Consider the following 18,847-nt stretch of genomic DNA (forward strand, 5'->3'; position numbering starts at 1 on the left):
GAAAGAAGGGCCTTTTAATAACTATAGTTTTACCATTTTCTTGGATTTGAAGTTCCATTCGTAAACTTCCCCTGTGTACATGTGTATGTAGTAAAGGCCATAAGTTACTTCATATGTTTCTCTGTCTGAGTATGAACGCATTACATAATAATTTCCGTCTTTTGGTTCCTCATCAACAGTTAGACTATACATTTCGATTTCTTTTTTTATTTTTTTATATAACAGTTCAAACGCTTGATTCCCTGTTAATTTAATTAATGGTTGTTTGCCGATGTACAGATTGTTTGACTTTAAAGCTACGTTCTCACCGAGTGCAGTACTTATACTTCTAACTGGTACATATGTAGTGTTGTTATAGGTTATTGCATTAGCTGTCAACTTCTTTGTTCCGTCTACATAAATATTTACTTTCTGTAGTAAAGCTTTTATTGGCGTTCCTGATGCTGCATAAGCTGTAACTCCTGTAAGCATTGATCCAATTGTGATACCAATGAGTAATCCTTTTACTTTGTCCCTCACGAATAAAACCCCTTTATCTAAAATTACTTCCTACAATTAAATCATTTCTCTATTTAAGGTGAAAAATCCTTCAAAACATTTACTTTAGTTATAATCTCATTCAATTCAAGCGATGAGTCGTTGGGAATATTTCGTTTGAAACTGCATCAACATGTGAATACTTAAACATATGTGCCCTTAAACGTGGAAGCATAGGGAAATGACTCAAGTAAAGGAATGAAGTGGAATCGCAGTAGTAGTATTTTTGGGTTGACACCGTTTTCAGGTTATGATAAATTAGATCCGAGGCTTGTTACCGGTAATGCGGGCAAAACCACTATGGAAATGATTTTATTATTTCTGTTTTGGTTTTGCCCTTTTTTATTCCTCAAAAAAAACCAGGTGGGTCCATAATGATTATTAAACAGATATTTAATAACAATATTGTCAGTACCGTGGATGACAAAAATCAGGAACTACTGATCCTCGGCCGGGGTATCGGATTTAAGTTCAAAGCAGGCGATGAGATTGATGAAGAGCGGATTGAGAAGGTATTTCGTCTTCAGGATGCATCGATTTATGAGAAATTCAAATCCATCGTAGCTGAAGTGCCGATTGAGATTCTGCAGGCAACAGATGATATTGTGACACTGGCACGAACGCAACTGAACAAAACCATCAGTGACGGGATCTATGTCTCGCTGTCTGATCACATTCACTTTGCTGTTCAACGCTTGGAAAAAGGAATGATTACTCGTAATCCACTTTCTTGGGAAGTTCAGCACTTTTATAAGGCGGAGTATGATGTGGCCAGAGAAGCACTGACCTTGCTGAAGGAAAGACTGGATATTGAGTTTCCCAAAGATGAAATCTGTAATATTGCCTTACATTTCATCAATGCGGAAGTGAATGATTCCATGAACGATGTCACTCATCTGATGCAGCTGTTGCAGGAGATTATGAATATCATTAAATATCACTTCAATGTCGAATTGGATGAAGATAGCGTCAACTATTTCCGCTTCATCACCCATTTGAAATATTTCTGTCAGCGTGTCATTACCCATTCTTCACATGATGATGCTGAGGAGTATTTATATGAAGTGGTTCGGAAAAACTATCCGGAGACATTCAAATGTATTGGCAAGATCGAGACTTTTATCCATAAGAACTATCAGTATGACATGACTCACTCTGAGCAGTTATATCTAACGCTCCATCTGGAACGTTTGATGAAAACCAAGCGGGACGAAAAGTCCACGCAATAGAATCAAATCACAACTGGATATCCTATGGGCTTGTTACTGTTCAATCAGGCAATACCCGAATGAGATGGCGTCATCAATATGCGCTAGATTCGTTCGGGTATTTTTATTGGAAAAATGAGGAGGAAAACATCATGAAACATCAGGAAACGGCGCAGGAAATCATTAAAGCCGTTGGGGGAACAAACAATATTAACTCAGTTTATCACTGCGTCACACGTTTGCGCTTTGATCTGAAAGACAACGAGAAAGTTGATAACGGCTCACTCAAGAAATTGGATAAAGTCATGGGAACGAATGTTTCCGGTGATCAATTCCAGGTCATTATCGGTAATGACGTGTCGAAAGTATTCGATGCTATGGTGAAGGAAAATCCGGCAATCCAGCAAACTACAGAAAACAAAGAGCCAAAGTCGGATAAAAAACAAAATGTCGTGCTGAAAATTTTTGAAACAATCGCAGGTGTCTTTGCTCCAATGCTTCCAGCGATTACTGCGGCAGGTATGCTCAAAGGATTACTTGCACTATTCGTGTCCGTAGGTTGGATGTCTGCCGGAACGGATACGTATCGTATTCTTTCAGCCATCGGTGACGGCGTATTCCACTACCTGCCTTTACTGATTGCAGTCAGCGCTGCTCGTAAATTCGGTAGTAACCCGTTTGTTGCGATTGCACTAGGTACGGCACTCATGTATCCAGACATGACAGCATTGTTATCTAGCGGTGAATCGGTTGGATTTTTGGGAATCCCGGTTACAGCAGTAAGTTATGCTTCATCGGTTATCCCGATTCTTCTTGCAGTATGGTTGATGTCTTATGTTGAGAAATGGGTTGACCGTGTTATCCCTGCTGCACTCAAGCTATTGCTTGTGCCGCTGATTACTTTGCTTGTTATGGTTCCAGTGACGCTGATTGCAATTGGTCCATTGGGTACATTTGTAGGTAGCGGATTGTCTGGTGGCATCAACTGGCTGCTGAATGAAGGCGGATTGATTGCAGGTATTGTTCTTGGCGGCGCGATGGCGCTCATTATTATGACAGGAATGCACTATGCACTTGTGCCGATCATTCTGAGTAATATCGCTACACTGGGCTTTGATAAATTCTTGCCATTGACCTTTATCTCCAATATGGGTCAGGCTGGTGCAACACTCGGCGTATTCTTCCGGGCAAAAGATAAAAAACTTAAAACCGTGGCATTGTCAACGAGCTTCACCGCACTCATGGGTGTAACGGAGCCGGCTATGTACGGGGTTAACATGAAGTATAAAAAACCATTTGCCGCAGCGATGATTGGTAGTGCAGTGGGTGGCGGATTCGCCCTTGCTTTTGGCGCGAAAGCGTATGTACTTGCGGGTAACGGTGGTCTCCCAGGACTTCCTTCCCTAATCGGACAGACCTTCTGGTACTCCTTTGGGGGTATGATTTTGGCCTTTATCGTGGGTGCAATCATGTCTACGATATTTGGTATCAAAGAAGAAGAAGGAGACGCTGAGGCGTTAGCTCAATTCTCACCGGGTGCTTCTACAGCACCAGCGAAAGTTGTCTCCAACGAAGCTGCAACCGTAAATGTGGACGACATGGGCGATCCAACACCAACGAGTGATGCAGTAGCTGTTGCACCGATGACAGGTAAATCCATCCCGCTCAAAGAAGTCAACGATCCAACATTTGGTGATGAATTGATGGGTAAAGGTGTGGCATTTGTTCCAACGGTGGGCGAATTGGTTTCTCCAGTGACAGGTACCATCATGAATGTCTTCAAAACGAAACATGCGATCGTTGTCCGCAGTGATAACGGAATGGAATTGTTGATTCATGTTGGAATTAACACGGTGAAGCTGCGTGGACAGTATTTTGATGCACATGTTGCTACAGGAGCACGTGTACAGGCTGGAGACAAGTTACTCACATTTGAACTGGCCGAGATTGCAAAAGAGTACGACATCACAACTGCTATGGTTGTTACCAATACGGCTGATTACAAGCAGGTTCTACCTGTGAAATTAGGCGAAATCACGATGGGTGAAGACGTATTGAAAGCTGAGATCTAAACTGTCCGTCTTAGGACTAACAATATCAACAAAAGAAGGAGAGATTCGAATGATTAATCGACAAGGGTTCCCGGAAGGTTTTCTATGGGGCGGCGCTATTGCCGCTAACCAGGCTGAAGGTGGATTTGACGCTGGTGGCAAAGGATGGTCGACAGCCGACATGGTTCCTTATTTTGAGAAAAAGGACTACACCAACCTTAGAGAACTGATGCATGTTACCAGTGCAACGGTTGAGAAAGCAATGTCACATCATAGTGCAGAAGGTTATCCGAAGCGTTACGGGATTGATTTTTACCATCGTTTCAAAGAAGATATTGCACTCTTCGCAGAGCTGGGCTTCAAGACATTCCGTCTGTCCATCAACTGGCCGCGTATTTTCCCGAATGGTTATGATGCCGAGCCAAATGAAGAGGGACTGCGCTTCTATGACGAAGTGTTCGATGAACTCCGTAAATACGATATTGAACCGCTTGTAACCCTCTCGCATTATGAGATGCCTATGGCGCTTGTCCTCAAATATAACGGCTGGGCTGGCCGCGAAGTGATTGGACATTTTGTAAGATATGCGGAAACCGTGATGACCCGATACAAGGACAAAGTCAAATACTGGTTGACGTTTAATGAGATTAACACAACGATTATTGAACCGTTCACAGGTGGCGGTATTATTGAAGATCGGGTTGAAAACACGATGCAGGCTTCTTATCAGGCACTTCATCATCAATTTGTAGCCAGCAGCCTGGTAACAGAAAAGGCACGTCAGATTAACCCGAACTTCCAGATCGGATGTATGCTTGCGCGAATGATTCACTACCCGGCGACGTCGAAGCCAGAGGATGTACTGCAAGCACAGATTGATAACCAGCTGAACCTGCTGCATACGGATGTACAAGTTCGTGGTAGTTATCCAACGTTTATGGCTCGGTACTGGGCAGAGAACGGGATTACCATTGCCATGGAACCAGGAGATGAGCAGATCCTGCGTGAGCACACGGTTGATTTCATCTCGTTCAGTTATTACACATCCTTGGTGTCCGCAGTGAACCCAGAGGAATATGGAGTAACTGGAGGCAACTTGTACAGTACGATCAAGAACCCGAACCTGGAGCGCACGGAATGGGGTTGGCAGCTTGATCCGATCGGTCTGCGCGTTGCATTGAAAGAGCTGTATGACCGTTATCAACTGCCATTGTTTGTGGTAGAGAACGGCCTTGGCGCGAAAGACACGGTTGAGGCAGATGGTTCCATCAACGATGATTACCGTATTGATTATCTGAGAAAACATATTACACAAATGAAAGAAGCCGTTATGGATGGTGTGGACCTGATGGGATATACCAACTGGGGAGCGATTGATATCATCAGTGCATCGACTTCGGAAATGTCCAAGCGTTATGGCGTAATCTACGTGGATCAGGATGACAACGGACAAGGCACATTGAATCGGTATAAGAAAAAGAGCTTTGGCTGGTACCAAAAAGTCATTGCCTCCAATGGTGAGAACTTGGAATAGATCAACCTATACAGGCACCCCGGACGTAGCTGGTATTACGGCGCCGGGGCGCCTTTTTAATATAATCAGGTGGAATTCTCATCAACGCTATTGGAATTTTAAGGTAAAAAAGATGACTGCATAACATTCTGGATGGTATACTGTGATCGTATTGGGGGAGGGATAACCATGAAGAAGCCTATTATTGCTGTAGATATGGATGACACGATATGTCATCTGGTCAAGCGGGCTATATATCACAACAACCTCAACTTCCCGACCCATCCGTTGCGCTATGAGGATATGATTCATTGGGATACATCCCATTTGCGTCATCCAGAGAGCACGCACGATGTATTTTATGGTCGGCCGGGTCTGTTCGAGGAATTGGAGTTATACGACGAGTATGTAGTAAATGAGATGCGAAAGCTGAACGATGCTTATGATGTTATTGTTGTGACGGCAGCAGAACCAAGAACAGTTGTTGAGAAGTGGAACTGGCTTCAGCAGCACATGCCTTTTATAACGGCTGAACAGTTTATTACATGTAAAAGAAAAAACTTGCTCGGATTCGATCTGCTCATTGATGATGGAGCACATAATCTGATTCCCGCCCATGAGGACGGCAAAAAGGTCATCTGTATCCCACATCCGTGGAATATACAGGAGCGTGAGCGATACAACTTTCCGTTGATGTCTTCATGGAAAGAGGCCAAGGCATACATAGATGAAGTGTTACAGGTTGTTGGTGTCTGAAAGCCTTATTGTCCAGAGTGCTGTGCTCTGGATTTTTTGCGATAGGCGAGAGGTGTTTCGCCTGTTATTTTTTTGAATGCACCATAGAATGAATCCATATCCCGATATCCGACCAGCTCGGCAATCAGGCTGATTTTGTGCTGTGAACTCTTTAGAAGTTCGCAGCTTTTTTGTATACGCAGGTGTTGCAGGTAGCTGCTAAAGGTCTGTCCGGTATGTCGCAGAAACATTCGGCCAATCTGTTTTTCGCTAAAGCCCGATACACGTACTAAATCAGACATTCGGATTCGGTCGCTAACGTGTTGCTTGAGATAGTGAAGGATGTAATCAAAACCGGTGGAATGATTCTCTTCATCATGATCCTTTTGACAAAGTTGCCTGTAGGTCATCAATACCAACTGGCTCACCAGGGTGTATAACATGGTAGACGAACCGATTCCCGGAACGGAGGATTCACGGTACAGCTTCACCATTAGTTCTTCAATCCGGTCGTTGTGATCCACAACAGATATATAAGGAACCTGATTTTGTGCCAGATCCATCAGATGTTGAATGATTTCTTTTTCCTGAATGACGGATGTCAGGGTGTTGATCAATTCAGCATTAAATAAGCAATTATATAGAATTAACGGATGCTCGGTTACGTTTGTACTCACAGGACGAAAGACATGAGGAACGCCGACAGGAATAACAAACAGCATCCCCTTTGTCACCGGAATGACATCTTCACCGATATGATGAAAGCCCTTTCCTTCGGCAACATAACTATACTCAATAAAATCATGTGCGTGAAAAGGGAGTACAAAATCTTCAGAGCAACGATTGACAAAAAGTTGCAGATGATTATGCAGAAAGTATTCACTTTTCATGAGTTGTACAGATGAATTCACAAGCAACCTCCTCGCACAAATGGCTGAATCACCGGATGAAATAGTCCTGATTACCGGGTATTTAGGGCAACAGGATCGATATAATTATATCGTAACCCCGAATGGGAAGCCAAGATGGAAAGGACGATCTGCTAATGTTCAACGTGAGGCACCTTCGCTGTGAGTATAGAACCAATCCGATAGGCCTTGATGTAAAATCACCGAGATTAAGCTGGCAGTTGCAGTCTGATCGTCGGAACTGCATGCAATCCGCATACCAGATTCAGCTGTCATTGACGGAAGGTTTTGATGGGATTGTATGGGATTCAGGCAAGATTAGCACGGATCAATCCATACATGTGGAATTAAAACATTTTCAGCCTTCTCCGCGAACGCGATACTACTACCGGATTCGGGCATGGGATGATGCAGGAAGTGATTCCGGTTGGTCCGAAACGACCTTTTTCGAGATGGGACTTATGGATAGTCATAACAAGTGGCAAGCAGAATGGATCACAGCTCAACCATCAGATGATGGAGATACGTCATGCCTGCGTATGCGCAAGCAGTTTAATGTGAAACAACCTGTTACGTCTGCCAGAATATATGTAACAGCACTTGGATTATACGAGTTGCATATGAACAACACAAGAGTAGGAGAAGATTATTTTACACCTGGCTGGACCTCTTATCGTAAGCGATTACAATATCAAACTTATGATGTTACCCACCTGCTTCAGGATGGACAGAATACATTAGGTGCTAATCTGGGAGACGGCTGGTACCGAGGGTATCTTGGCTGGAATAAAGAAAGGGAGATATTCGGTTCAACATCCGCATTGCTGCTGGAATTGCACATAAAATACGCAGATGGTTCGGAGGAATCTATTTTATCTAACGGGGATTGGACGGCGGCTCCAAGTGCCATTCGTATGTCGGACATCTATATGGGGGAGACGTATGATGCACGAATGGAGTCCGATTGGTCGGATTCATCTGAAGTGAATTGGTTACCCGTAAACGTATTGGAGCACCCGAAAGGTATCATCGTTGCGCAGGAGAACGTACCCGTCACCCAAGTCGAACAGTTACAGCCAATTGCTTTGCTGACAACTCCACAGGGAGATCGTGTAATAGACATGGGGCAGAATATGGTGGGATGGGTGAGATTCAGCATTCAAGGTAAGGCGGGTCAGACGGTTGAGCTGCACCATGCTGAGATATTGGATCATCAAGGCAACTTTTACACCGATAATCTTCGCGCCGCCAAGCAGTGTATTCGCTACACCTGCAAGGGGGATGGCGTGGAAACATTTGAACCGCATTTTACATTCCAAGGCTTTCGCTATGTGAAGCTGGTTGGCTTCCCGGAACACGTTCGTCTGGATGAATTCACCGGAATAGTGCTGCACTCAAATATGGAGCAAACAGGTCAGTTCTCATGCTCCAGTCCACTGGTGAACCAACTGCATCACAATATATTGTGGGGGCAAAAGGGGAATTTCCTGGATGTGCCGACAGACTGTCCCCAGAGGGATGAACGGCTCGGATGGACGGGTGATGCACAGATGTTTGTCCGCACATCTTCCTACCTGATGAATACGGCTCCCTTCTTCACCAAATGGCTACGGGATCTGGAAGCGGATCAGGGAGAAGATGGCGGTATTCCTTTCTTCGTTCCGGATCTGAGAAGTTCCACGTCAGAAGGATGGGGAGACACCAGTCATTCCTCCGCCGCTTGGGGTGATGCAGCCGTCATCTGTCCATGGACCATCTATGAGATGTATGGGGATGCCAGATTACTGGCCGAGCAATATGAGAGTATGAAGCGGTGGGTCGAATACATTCACGTGCAGGGTGACAATCCGTATCTGTGGAACACGGGATTCCACTTTGGCGATTGGCTGGGACTGGACTCCAAGCCGGATAGTTATGTCGGTGCAACGGACACGGACTATGTGGCGACTGCATTCTATGCCTATTCGGTTGCGTTAACTCAGAAAGCGGCTGAGGTACTTGAAAAGACAGACGATGCTGAATATTACAAGCAGTTGCATACAAACATTGTTCATGCGTTTCGAAATGAATTCGTGACTCCAGCTGGGAAAATCGCTGTTCCAACGCAAACAGCGCATGTTCTTGCACTCCAGTTTGACCTGCTGGACGCCACTGCCCGAACTCGTGCAGTTGAACAATTGGAGAAACTTGTGAGAGAGGCAGGGAATCATCTTACTACAGGCTTCGTGGGCACACCTTATCTGAATCCGGTACTGAGTGATGCGGGACTTCACGACCTGGCTTATACATTGCTTTTTCAAGAGGATTACCCATCCTGGTTATATCAGGTGACTCAAGGCGCAACGACCGTCTGGGAACATTGGGATGGGATCAAAGAAGATGGCAGTCTCTGGAGTGCTGATATGAACTCATTTAACCACTATGCGTACGGAGCGATTGGGGAATGGCTGTATCGTTATGTTGCTGGCATTCGGTCCGATGAACATCAGCCAGGATTCCGATTGGTGCATATCGAGCCGCAACCTGGACCAGGACTGGACTGGGTAGAAGCGAGTTTGGAGACGATGTATGGTCAAGTTGCTTCAAGCTGGCACCGACTGGCGGAGGGTGAAATGGAGATTCGGGTGCATATTCCCGCCAACACAAGAGGTACGGTACGTCTTCCTGGAGCAGGTGCACAGATCATTCTGGAGCAAGGGAACCCGTTGGATCAGGTAAGTGAAGTCGAGAATATTCAAAGTATTGGAGACGATGTTGAAGTCACACTTGGATCTGGGAGTTACCAATTCACGTACAAAGACACGGATACGAAGAATGAACGGGGTGTTCAGGAGGCAACGTTGACAGAGTCCGTATAATGATAGAATAAGCGGTGAGAGGTACACTTGAAGAGGATCTGCACACACGCAGGTCCTTTTTCGAACTTGTCTGAGAGTGAATTTGTAGTATTTGAACAATGAAAGGAGCATGACCATGGCAAAACCTGCATTCAAAGATGCGCCTTTGCGCCGCGAAATAGAAAATCTGGCTAAGCAACAGGATCACCATACATTGGCCTGTTGGGCAGCCGAGTGTGCGGCACGTGTCTTGTATATATTTGAGAAGAAGACGGAGGATCTCCGCGCCCGTGATGCCATTGATGCAGGAAAAGGTTGGATCCGTGGAGAGATTAGCATGGTTGATGCTCGAAAGGCAGCTTTTGCAGCTCATGCTGCTGCACGAGAATCGGATAATGTTGCTGTCTCTGCTGTATCTCGTGCGGCGGGGCACGCAGCTGCAACGGCCCATGTGAAAGACCATGCGGTGCATGCCGCAACGTATGCTGTGAAAGCTATCTTTTATGACAGTTTAATGGAAGAGCAAGAACGTCGTGTCCTGGAAGAAAGAACGTGGCAATATCGATATCTGTTGGGGGGATGTAGTGATCATGGGGAAAGAACACGTTAGATTAATTAAACCATCACGAGCATACAAGGATGCGTATTTGGCATTTTATGAAGACTGGGTCAAAAGTGGAGAATTGATGGTACCTTGGGTCATTTCCAAAGATCCTTATGCGTTCGATGAGATGTTGGCGTTTTTGCAGCGCAATGAACAAGGGATTGACATCCCGGAAGGCTGGGTCAAAGACAGTACATACTGGCTGGTCACGGAGAGTCAACAAATTGTGGGTGCCGTGAATATAAGGCATGAGCTTAACGACAAATTGTTCAACAGTGGAGGGCATATTGGATATGGTATTCGTCCAGGAGAGCGGCAAAGTGGCTATGGTTCCGAAATACTCAGGCTTTCTTTGGAGAAAACGAGAGAGCTTGGAATTACCAAAGTATTGGTCGTATGCGATGCGGTTAATGAGCCTTCCAGAAGGGTTATCCTTCGAAATGGTGGCATTCGGGATGAAGACTATGTGGAGTCCGATGGCAACGTTGTTGAACGATTCTGGATAGAAAATGTCGAATAATGAAGAATAATGATGTAATATAACGAAAATAATATGGATTATGATTGTATTACCCTCGTGTGCTGATTAAAATGAAGCATAGAATCTGGATTGCGGCCGGAAACTATCATCCCATATCAGGCACAAGTGAGGTTATCTTTATGAATCAACCGGTTAATCGGCCCCGGCGTATTGAGTATCTGGATCTCTATCGTGCTTTTGCCATCATGGCAGTGGTAGCCATCCATGCGACTTCAACAGCAGTTGCGCATTACCCCAAACACACGTTAGATCATGATGTGTATTACTTCTGGAACACGTTCCTGCAATTTGCCGTTCCAGCGTTTCTGTTCCTGTCATCCCTGGTCTTATTCTACAACTACAGCTCCAAGGTGAATGAGAAGGGTTGGATGCTCGCTTTTTATAAAAAGCGTTTATTCTATGTATTTGTACCCTATGTAGTGTGGTCCCTTATCTATTTTGCCATTAAACAGCTGCTTGCGGGCAAAGAACCTTTGACTCATGGTGTTCAATTTGCCAAACAATTAGTGATGGGAACCGCTCATACACACTTGTACTTTTTTCTGATTATTCTTCAATTCTATATCGTTTTTCCATGGCTTCTGTCCCTGACTCGCTATCGTTTTTTTAATCGTTATTTGCCATTATTCTTTATTGCGGGTCAAGCGTTCTTCTATGCACTACATTTGCAGTTTCACTTCGAACGGACAGGAAGTTTGTTACCCAGTTATCTGATCGTGATTGGTTTTGGCGCATGGGTTGGGCTGAACTTTGAGTGGGCATTGAATAAACTGTATACTCACCGTTACGTGCTTATAGCTGCGTTGTTGAGCGGAGGTGCCATTTTTATATATGGTAATGCTTATATCAAAACCGCTTTTGCTGCATACCCGGTTATTATCTATACCGTGCTGTTCCTGTTCCGAAATCTGTTTACGCTGTCAGCCTGCTTGCTCCTACTGATCTTTACTGAACGAATCGGCACAGGAAAACATTCCGAAGTTCGTAAAGCTACGCATGTTCTGGACTCCTTGGGTACCGTTGCATTTGGTGTATTTTTAATGCATCCACTCGTACTGCTCTTCTGGAGACGTGAATTCACAGATGAACTGGCTCGGCACTTCAGCGTAGGCATCATACTATCTTATGTTGTAGCGCTCCTGATCTCATGGATCTGCTCAATGGGATTGCGCCGGATGAAGTGGGGATGGGTACTGATTGGACGTTAAGTTAAAATAAACATATGTCATTTAAGATAAGATTTTCAAGCCCTCAATCTGGTACCCATACACTAAACACATCTTTTTGAATTTGTTCAGTGTATGGGTACCTTTGTGTATACTGGAATGAACAGAGAGGCGAGATATGAGTGAAAACACTTTAATTAAGTTGACAAAGAACAGTTATCTAGCAATCCGCATGTCTTACGAGTCAATGAAAAATCATACCTAGATGAATTCAAGCGTTTGTTCATGATAAATACTTGTTAGGAAAAGCACCCAGATAGTTTTTCGAATAAAGTGGGTTTGTTGTCGAGCTCCCCGGGGAAGTGAATCGAACAGGGCGCATATTAATGGAAGAAAACTTATGAGAAAATGAAATTATTGGGCTTGCGGACTCTTATAAAGAATCCGTGCTGTGCCCTTCAAAACGAGATTTGTCCCTTTCAGGAGAGGGTTCAACAAAGCTCCAGGCGAACGGAGCGGTATTCACTGAACGTTTCCGTAGTAATTGCATACCTTCAGTTTCCTCTAAACGATCTATCACTGGAGCTACTCTGGACGTAAAGGTCCTCCGAAACAAATTAAATCTTCAGAAACCCGTAGAACCTCAAGCTAATGCCCCAAATAGTTTTTTTTTCGTGAACAAATTGAGAACTGGAAAACTGGATACATTCGTTTCAGGTTGTGGGAAAAGTACATGCAGAGTAGTTAGATTGAGTGAACACGAATAAAGCCTTTATATCGCCATTATAATACCTACTTTAACGTAATATCAATAGTTAGTGCGCTCGGTCTATCCTTCTGAAAGTACCCCAGTGTGAGTATACTTGGTTTTGCCGACGTATACCTTCCATTTACATATTGTATACATTTTATCTCCGTCACCTTTTCAGTTCCAATATAAACTTGAAAATCTTGCTTGTAGTTAGTATATTTATAAAAAAATTACTAAATTAGGGTTTTTAATAACTTTTTTTCATAATAGGATTAAAATAACTTCCGCTTTACAAGATCTAGAAGATTAGAAGTATTCCATTCTATACCTTGCTGATTGAAAGAGTCTTTGGATTCATGCAAAATGCTCTAATGTAAAAATAGTTATTTTTTCACACTGCAAGGTCAACTTATCTTTCTCTCATATCATAGTTAGAAGAAAACCTGCAGCTAACTATTGAAATGTCATAATTACTGAAAATCGGACGGAATCACTGAGCGTAGGAGTGATGTCTGCGTATTTACTTTACTATTTTCAGGTCATGCAAACGTAACCCTGGTTATTACGGTCATCACGGAACAAAAAGTTCTGATGCATCAAGCCGCCAAAATCCATCGCTCTATGCAAACAGAACCCCAGGTTGTCGAAGTGGCCAAACCTGTCTCCTTACAGGAAATCATCGGAGAGCTCCGATTCGAACACGTCGCATATCGTTACAACAATGGTGTAGAAGTACTCTTGGATTTTAATTTGACAATCAAGGCCGGAAAACGAGTGACCATCGTAGGTCCAATGACATGGAAAATCTACCCTGCTTCAGCTTCTGGTTCGTTTTATAATCCGCAGCAGGGGGAATTCTATTTTTGCACGCATGTTTTTATGAAACCCACCATTCTATTGCTTAATGAGGCAACGTCTGCTCTCGATACGGCGAGTGAACTAGAAGTACAGCAGGCTATGGAACGTTTGCTGTTAGGTAGGACAACCATTGCCGTTGCTCATCGGTTATCTACTATAAAGGATTATGATGTGATTGTTGTGCTTGAACATGGACGAATCCGGGAAATGGGAAGCCATGATGAATTGATGAGAAGACAGGGAGCATAATATCAGTTGAATTCTGGAGAGGAGGGGTGGAGCTAGTCAGTGAAACAGCATATTCATTTTCTGAGAAAGTATATCATGTCGCCCCTCATTGCTGCTGATTTCCTCCTTCATTTTAATGTTCCTAGAGTCTTTGTCTTTTCTGAGTATCATTGGTCTTCAGCAGCGTCTCATCGCGATATTTTATTGCAAGGTCAGTATGAGCTCGTACCGGGTATGATCCTTCCTTTTGTCTTGGCTTTACTTCTTTATGCCATACTTTTCACCTATGATTTGCACATGATGTATCGAAATCAGTCCGCCATTCAATCCCATATGACTGCTGATTTCATGTCCTATGTATACAGAATTCCGATACGTCAATTACAAAAGGAACGCATAGCTACGTATGTGCATTATGTTATCCAGGATCTGGACAAGGTTGCCAATATGATCGGAAAGCAGATTCCTCGCGGCATTCAGCAGCTGTTTGTTTCGGTCATGATCGGGATAGCCAGCCCTTTCATGTTGATTGCCTGTTTTGTGCTCGGTGCAGCATATGTTAGCTTCGGCAGAATCTTTGCAGTCAAACTGAAGAAGGCAGCCGGCCATGTTCAGCAGACGAAATCCGGTGTGCTCTTCCATATTGAGCAAGGGATCTCGTCCACCCGAGAAGTGCTTGCAAATCACAGACTGGCTTGGGAAAAGGAGAGATATGACAAACTCTACAACATGTACTACGAGAACGTGATGCATGAAGGTAAACTTGTGAATTTCAAAATGATTACCAGCGAACCATTGAACTGGGGGTAAGAGTACTCATTCTTGGATATGGAGGTCTGCTGGTTCTGCAAGGCGAACTATCCATTGGCATGTTCGTTGTCCTGTTCCAGCTCGGACTTCAGTTCATCCAATACTTACAGGACCTGTTCAACTCGTTCATGGACTGGTCCGCAGGCGTTGCTAGCGTGGAAAGACTGCTCAGTGTTATGGAAGGGGAGCACATGAACGAGGGCAACACTACGGAACCTTTGGCATTGCACAGCCTATCTTTTGACCACGTTCACTCCAGCTACGAGCCAGGCCGGAATGTTATATTGAAAGACCTGAGCTTCGACATTCCTATGGGACTCAAAATTGCCATTGTAGGTACCAGCGGTTCTGGAAAGTCAACCAATGGCCAACTCCTCATCCGTTATTTCGATCCGGATGCAGGTCGTATATTGGTGAATGATAAGCCTCTCAATCAATTGTATCGTTCGGACTGGACCGAGTGTATAGGCATTGTGTTCCAGGAACCTTCTCTTTTTCCGGATACGATTCAAAACAATCTGTTCTTGGGAATGGAAGATCTGAACGCGGAAAACTTGATGAGATCCGCTTGCGAGGCGGCACAAATCGACGAATATATCATGAGTCTGCCCGAAGCAAACGATACTTTTATTGGGATCGGGGAATAACCCTATCTGAAGGTCAGCGCCAGCGACTCACTATTGCCTGGGCCTTGATACAGGACGAGAAAGCCGTTGACCGTTACTGTGATGACAAAACAACCATCGTTATTGCTCATCGTCTATCAACGATTCAAAATGCGGATCTGATTTTTGTCATGCATAAAGGGGAGATGGTTGAATCAAGGAACACATGATCAACTTTTGAATCGAGAGGGATTATACCGGGAAATGGTCAGTCTTCAGGACATGAATGGAGAAGGACAGCAAACGGACCTTCTCCAGAGTTTGAACCAAAGCGGGCCGTCAGCTTTGGCTTAATATCGGTTTGCCACTACGAACACCCCGACTGTTGAAATCATTTAATAACAGCTCAAGGGATTCTTTCTCCAGATGGTACAGAGCACCTAATCTGCCCATCAAGCTGATGATATTTTCCTCACGTTGGGTCATGCCGTATTTCAAAAACTGGTTGAGGATAATCGTTGTTTCTTGTTCAACTTGAATATAGTTATCTTTAAACTTTACGGGAAAAACATAGTGGCCTTCCTGTTCTATATATTTAATTTTGAGATTCATAAATTTTTTGTGTTCTTTCAGCGTATACAACAAACGTGTATCAATGGTTCGTTGCTTGGAAAGCATCATTTCAAAAAACATGATTAGTTTATTATAGATATCCAGACCGTAGGTGCGATCCGAATAAAGCGTTGGCGTATAAAAACTCTTGAAGTTTTCTGTTTCATTATGAGAGGTGTAGTAGTTTTCCATACATTCGGCAAAGTAGGAGAGAGAAAACTCATAAATTTTGCCGTTGTGGTACTCCGGGTTAATCTTTAACAGATGTGTGAAGTTAAGATAATCATCATAGATATCACAATGCTCGAACGCCGTCTTCAGATCATCATAAGAGACGGTTGTTCGAGAATAACTCCGGTACTTGAAGAATCCAGCAAGCTGAAACTCCCGTACGGTGTCATCATATCCATAGATCATAACCGCATGTGCAAATCGATAATTGCGAAACGAAGGCGTATCAGGAATATAATATTCATCCACGTGGGTCCACACGTAATGCCCGGAGTCGATCTGATCCTTAATAAACGAGATGAAGTCGGGAATAGACCCCAGGATAAGATCTCGGTGTAGTCGTTGTGAGTCTTTGAACCAGGGATTAAAGTGATGTTCCGGTGTTTGTACATAGAAGTCAAGAAAAATCTCGTCATTTTTCCAATCCGATAGGAATAGATTCGTATAATTCGAGTAAATCCAAGGCTGGCACTCCTTATGGTCAGAAATAATGGATAGATAAAAAGCATGTTGAGGATAGTTTGAAATGAGAGGATCACAAAGAGGCAATGTTTTCATTAGTGGTGCTCCCTTCACTAGATAAATTTTTTACTCATGTACCTTAATTATGGGAGATTATTGCTTGGTTATTTGTATTTTAGTATATATTTGTTAAAAATTCAAATATTTAAATGAATAGAGGTGATTCAAGGTTGTTAATGTTCTCCAAGCTCAATCTTCTAGAAATAGTTATGTTAAGCGATCAGCCATTTAGTAGACAAAGGATACGAAGTCCAATGCTGTGAGACTGTATGGACTCAGAAGAAAGCAAATCATATCCTGCTGAAAAAAGATGCGACGAGTTAAACGCCTTACTCAAAGATGAAAAAATAGGACTGCTCTTAACGCTATGTGGCAGAGAGAGTGTGTTAGATCTTAGAACGAGTTGAACATGACCAATTAACAGCTGTGGATGTGTACAGAGATCTTAATGAGAATATGAATATTCTCCCGCAAATGATTTTCATGAATGGTGCAGAGGCAGTATTAGAAATTATTAACGGTAAGGCGACTATCACACAGTTATTTAAGCCGAAAGGACATTTGACAAGCTTCGTAGAATATATGTTGGAAATGAAAATTAGTAATCTGGACTATTTCTGCAAGAGAGGGTTGCGGTGGAAAGGCATGCTCAATTCAATGCAAATGGTCGGGAGTGCTTACCCGTTCTATTACAATAACATGTGATTTGCTTTAGTGGTGAAGGTGGTGAATTCCCCTTGTGTGAACTGTTATGTGAGAACGTTCATTTTACACGAGTCCTGCCATGGCCCCTTTTGTTAAATATGGAGTAGAATAGGATCTCTCATTAAAAATAGAGTTTCATAATTTATGGAATTCCTTACTTTCAGACTGAAAGAAATCGAGGTGTTTATTTTAGGGTAGATAATCTCAGTTAAAATAATGCTGAAGGTTTCACAACAATGTCCAGGGAGAGACGTTATGATGGTGAAAATTGAATTACCCATTCAAGATACTATTATCAACACATTTAATGTATATGGTAGGATTTCATCAATGTTTCGTTATAGAAAGTAAGTGGGATTCGATAGTAGATTTCATAATAGATTCATTAAAATTAGGTCATTATGTTTACTTGTACGTTGATCGATACTTCATATCTGCTTCTAAAGCCTATCTAAAATGGTCTCATTTACATGAGATTTTTATTTATGGGTTCAATTCGGAAAGTAAGAAGTTCTTGATCGCCGACAATTTATCGGATGGGAGGTATGTACAGGTTGAATGTACATTGGAAGAAATTGTACAAGGACATAACGCAATCAAAGTAAATAATCATTTTTTTCTGAACATTCACTTACTAAGTAAGAAAGAGGAGGAGGAATATACTTTAAATCTTCCCCAAATTATAATGTCGATTGAAAATTATCTCAATTCAGTTATTACACTGGATGTTTCTTTCAAAGAAAAAACTCTTTAGATATTAGATGGCTTGATATGAAGAAGAGTTTATTTTGGATGAAATGATGAAGCTAATATCCAAGTGAAAAACTCCGATTTTATTAGGTTAAATTAGAGCCACACATTTCTTGAGATTGACCCATCGGAAAGATTGGAGCGAAACAGGAGCCCGGATGAAGTGGCACAGTTAATCCAGGAACGCTTTAATTTGTAATCTGAGAAACGTCTAACTTAGCAAAGTAGATACTTTATATGAGAGGGGCACTATATATGTACTTTGTTTTATTTTTGCTCATAGGACTCGTTCTATGTTATCTGATCCCATTCGGTCCGATTTTGGCTGGGGGCATTGTTTTCGCACTTGTGATAGATCATTACCGTCAGACGATGCATATGCGTGAAGATATCCGAGACATCAAGAATCATCTGGGGCTAATGAACAAAGGTGAGGCGAAAGAGTACGAGATGGATAAAGAATACACTCAGGTCGATCGTTTGGATCCAGAAGAAATGGACATGATTAATCGAAGAATTGAAGCGGAACTGGAGAAAGAAAGCAAAAAACATTAAACCATAAATCCTTGTAAAATAATTCATGTTTTGCACACTCCTGTGAGTATATTTACCTAGATCGGGAGTCATGCTAATTCGATATTAACTTTTTGTTGCACTGTGTAGAAATTTGTAATA

The 18,847-nt window shown here is 42.9% G+C and carries 15 protein-coding genes; 12 read left to right on the forward strand and 3 right to left on the reverse strand.

All coding sequences use genetic code 11. From position 1 onward, the window contains the following. Positions 1 to 21: 21 nt before the first annotated feature. Entirely contained in the window at positions 22 to 519 is a 498-nt protein-coding gene (locus tag MKX68_RS23340) for a stalk domain-containing protein (RefSeq protein ID WP_339783155.1), read from the reverse strand. A 392-nt stretch (positions 520 to 911) separates the two neighbouring features. Between MKX68_RS23340 and licT the strand changes: the two genes are divergently transcribed. From licT to MKX68_RS23360, 4 genes are all read left to right on the forward strand, one after another. Beyond that, positions 912 to 1,766, forward strand: coding sequence for a BglG family transcription antiterminator LicT (licT, locus tag MKX68_RS23345; protein ID WP_036613466.1), 855 nt, complete (start codon positions 912 to 914; stop codon positions 1,764 to 1,766). A 131-nt stretch (positions 1,767 to 1,897) separates the two neighbouring features. After that, a complete protein-coding gene (locus tag MKX68_RS23350; protein WP_339783156.1) occupies positions 1,898 to 3,817 on the forward strand; it encodes a beta-glucoside-specific PTS transporter subunit IIABC in 1,920 nt (639 codons plus the stop codon). A 49-nt stretch (positions 3,818 to 3,866) separates the two neighbouring features. Then, positions 3,867 to 5,330, forward strand: a complete 1,464-nt coding sequence (locus MKX68_RS23355; RefSeq protein WP_338587402.1) for a glycoside hydrolase family 1 protein — start codon at positions 3,867 to 3,869, stop codon at positions 5,328 to 5,330. Positions 5,331 to 5,498: 168 nt separating this feature from the next. Continuing rightward, the gene (locus tag MKX68_RS23360) at positions 5,499 to 6,065 is read left to right on the forward strand and encodes a 5' nucleotidase, NT5C type (RefSeq protein ID WP_339783158.1); all 567 of its coding nucleotides are present in this window, start codon (positions 5,499 to 5,501) and stop codon (positions 6,063 to 6,065) included. A gap of 5 nt (positions 6,066 to 6,070) precedes the next feature. On the opposite strand, the gene MKX68_RS23365 is transcribed toward MKX68_RS23360, so the two are convergent. Beyond that, positions 6,071 to 6,955, reverse strand: a complete 885-nt coding sequence (locus tag MKX68_RS23365; RefSeq protein WP_340914208.1) for an AraC family transcriptional regulator — start codon at positions 6,953 to 6,955, stop codon at positions 6,071 to 6,073. Positions 6,956 to 7,089: 134 nt separating this feature from the next. Here MKX68_RS23365 and MKX68_RS23370 point away from each other — a divergent pair, with 134 nt between their 5' ends. The 7 genes from MKX68_RS23370 (at position 7,090) to MKX68_RS23400 (ending at position 15,394) form a co-directional block, all read left to right on the forward strand. Next, positions 7,090 to 9,810: a family 78 glycoside hydrolase catalytic domain gene (locus MKX68_RS23370; protein ID WP_445671127.1), complete on the forward strand. Its 2,721-nt coding sequence runs from the start codon at positions 7,090 to 7,092 to the stop codon at positions 9,808 to 9,810. A 115-nt stretch (positions 9,811 to 9,925) separates the two neighbouring features. After that, positions 9,926 to 10,399: a putative immunity protein gene (locus MKX68_RS23375; protein ID WP_340914211.1), complete on the forward strand. Its 474-nt coding sequence runs from the start codon at positions 9,926 to 9,928 to the stop codon at positions 10,397 to 10,399. Further along, positions 10,380 to 10,913 carry a GNAT family N-acetyltransferase gene (locus MKX68_RS23380; RefSeq protein WP_340914212.1) on the forward strand — a complete coding sequence of 178 codons (534 nt, stop codon included), beginning with the start codon at positions 10,380 to 10,382 and terminating at the stop codon, positions 10,911 to 10,913. Before MKX68_RS23375 ends, MKX68_RS23380 begins: the two co-directional genes overlap by 20 nt. Before the next feature lie 71 nt (positions 10,914 to 10,984). Beyond that, positions 10,985 to 12,142 (forward strand): acyltransferase, encoded by a 1,158-nt coding sequence (locus MKX68_RS23385; protein WP_340914213.1) that lies wholly within the window; start codon positions 10,985 to 10,987, stop codon positions 12,140 to 12,142. A gap of 1,330 nt (positions 12,143 to 13,472) precedes the next feature. Then, positions 13,473 to 13,958, forward strand: a complete 486-nt coding sequence (locus tag MKX68_RS23390; protein ID WP_340914214.1) for a hypothetical protein — start codon at positions 13,473 to 13,475, stop codon at positions 13,956 to 13,958. Between the two features lie 39 nt (positions 13,959 to 13,997). Continuing rightward, entirely contained in the window at positions 13,998 to 14,747 is a 750-nt protein-coding gene (locus MKX68_RS23395) for an ABC transporter transmembrane domain-containing protein (protein WP_340914216.1), read from the forward strand. 59 nt (positions 14,748 to 14,806) lie between these two features. Then, entirely contained in the window at positions 14,807 to 15,394 is a 588-nt protein-coding gene (locus tag MKX68_RS23400; protein WP_340914217.1) for an ABC transporter ATP-binding protein, read from the forward strand. 297 nt (positions 15,395 to 15,691) lie between these two features. Here MKX68_RS23400 and MKX68_RS23405 read toward each other — a convergent pair whose 3' ends face one another. Further along, positions 15,692 to 16,753: a hypothetical protein gene (locus MKX68_RS23405; protein WP_340914218.1), complete on the reverse strand. Its 1,062-nt coding sequence runs from the start codon at positions 16,751 to 16,753 to the stop codon at positions 15,692 to 15,694. A gap of 1,674 nt (positions 16,754 to 18,427) precedes the next feature. Here MKX68_RS23405 and MKX68_RS23410 point away from each other — a divergent pair. After that, positions 18,428 to 18,727, forward strand: a complete 300-nt coding sequence (locus tag MKX68_RS23410) for a hypothetical protein (RefSeq protein ID WP_340914219.1) — start codon at positions 18,428 to 18,430, stop codon at positions 18,725 to 18,727. Positions 18,728 to 18,847 lie beyond the last annotated feature (120 nt).

It is taken from the genome of Paenibacillus sp. FSL M8-0212 (assembly GCF_038004645.1).
GTDB lineage: Bacteria > Bacillota > Bacilli > Paenibacillales > Paenibacillaceae > Paenibacillus.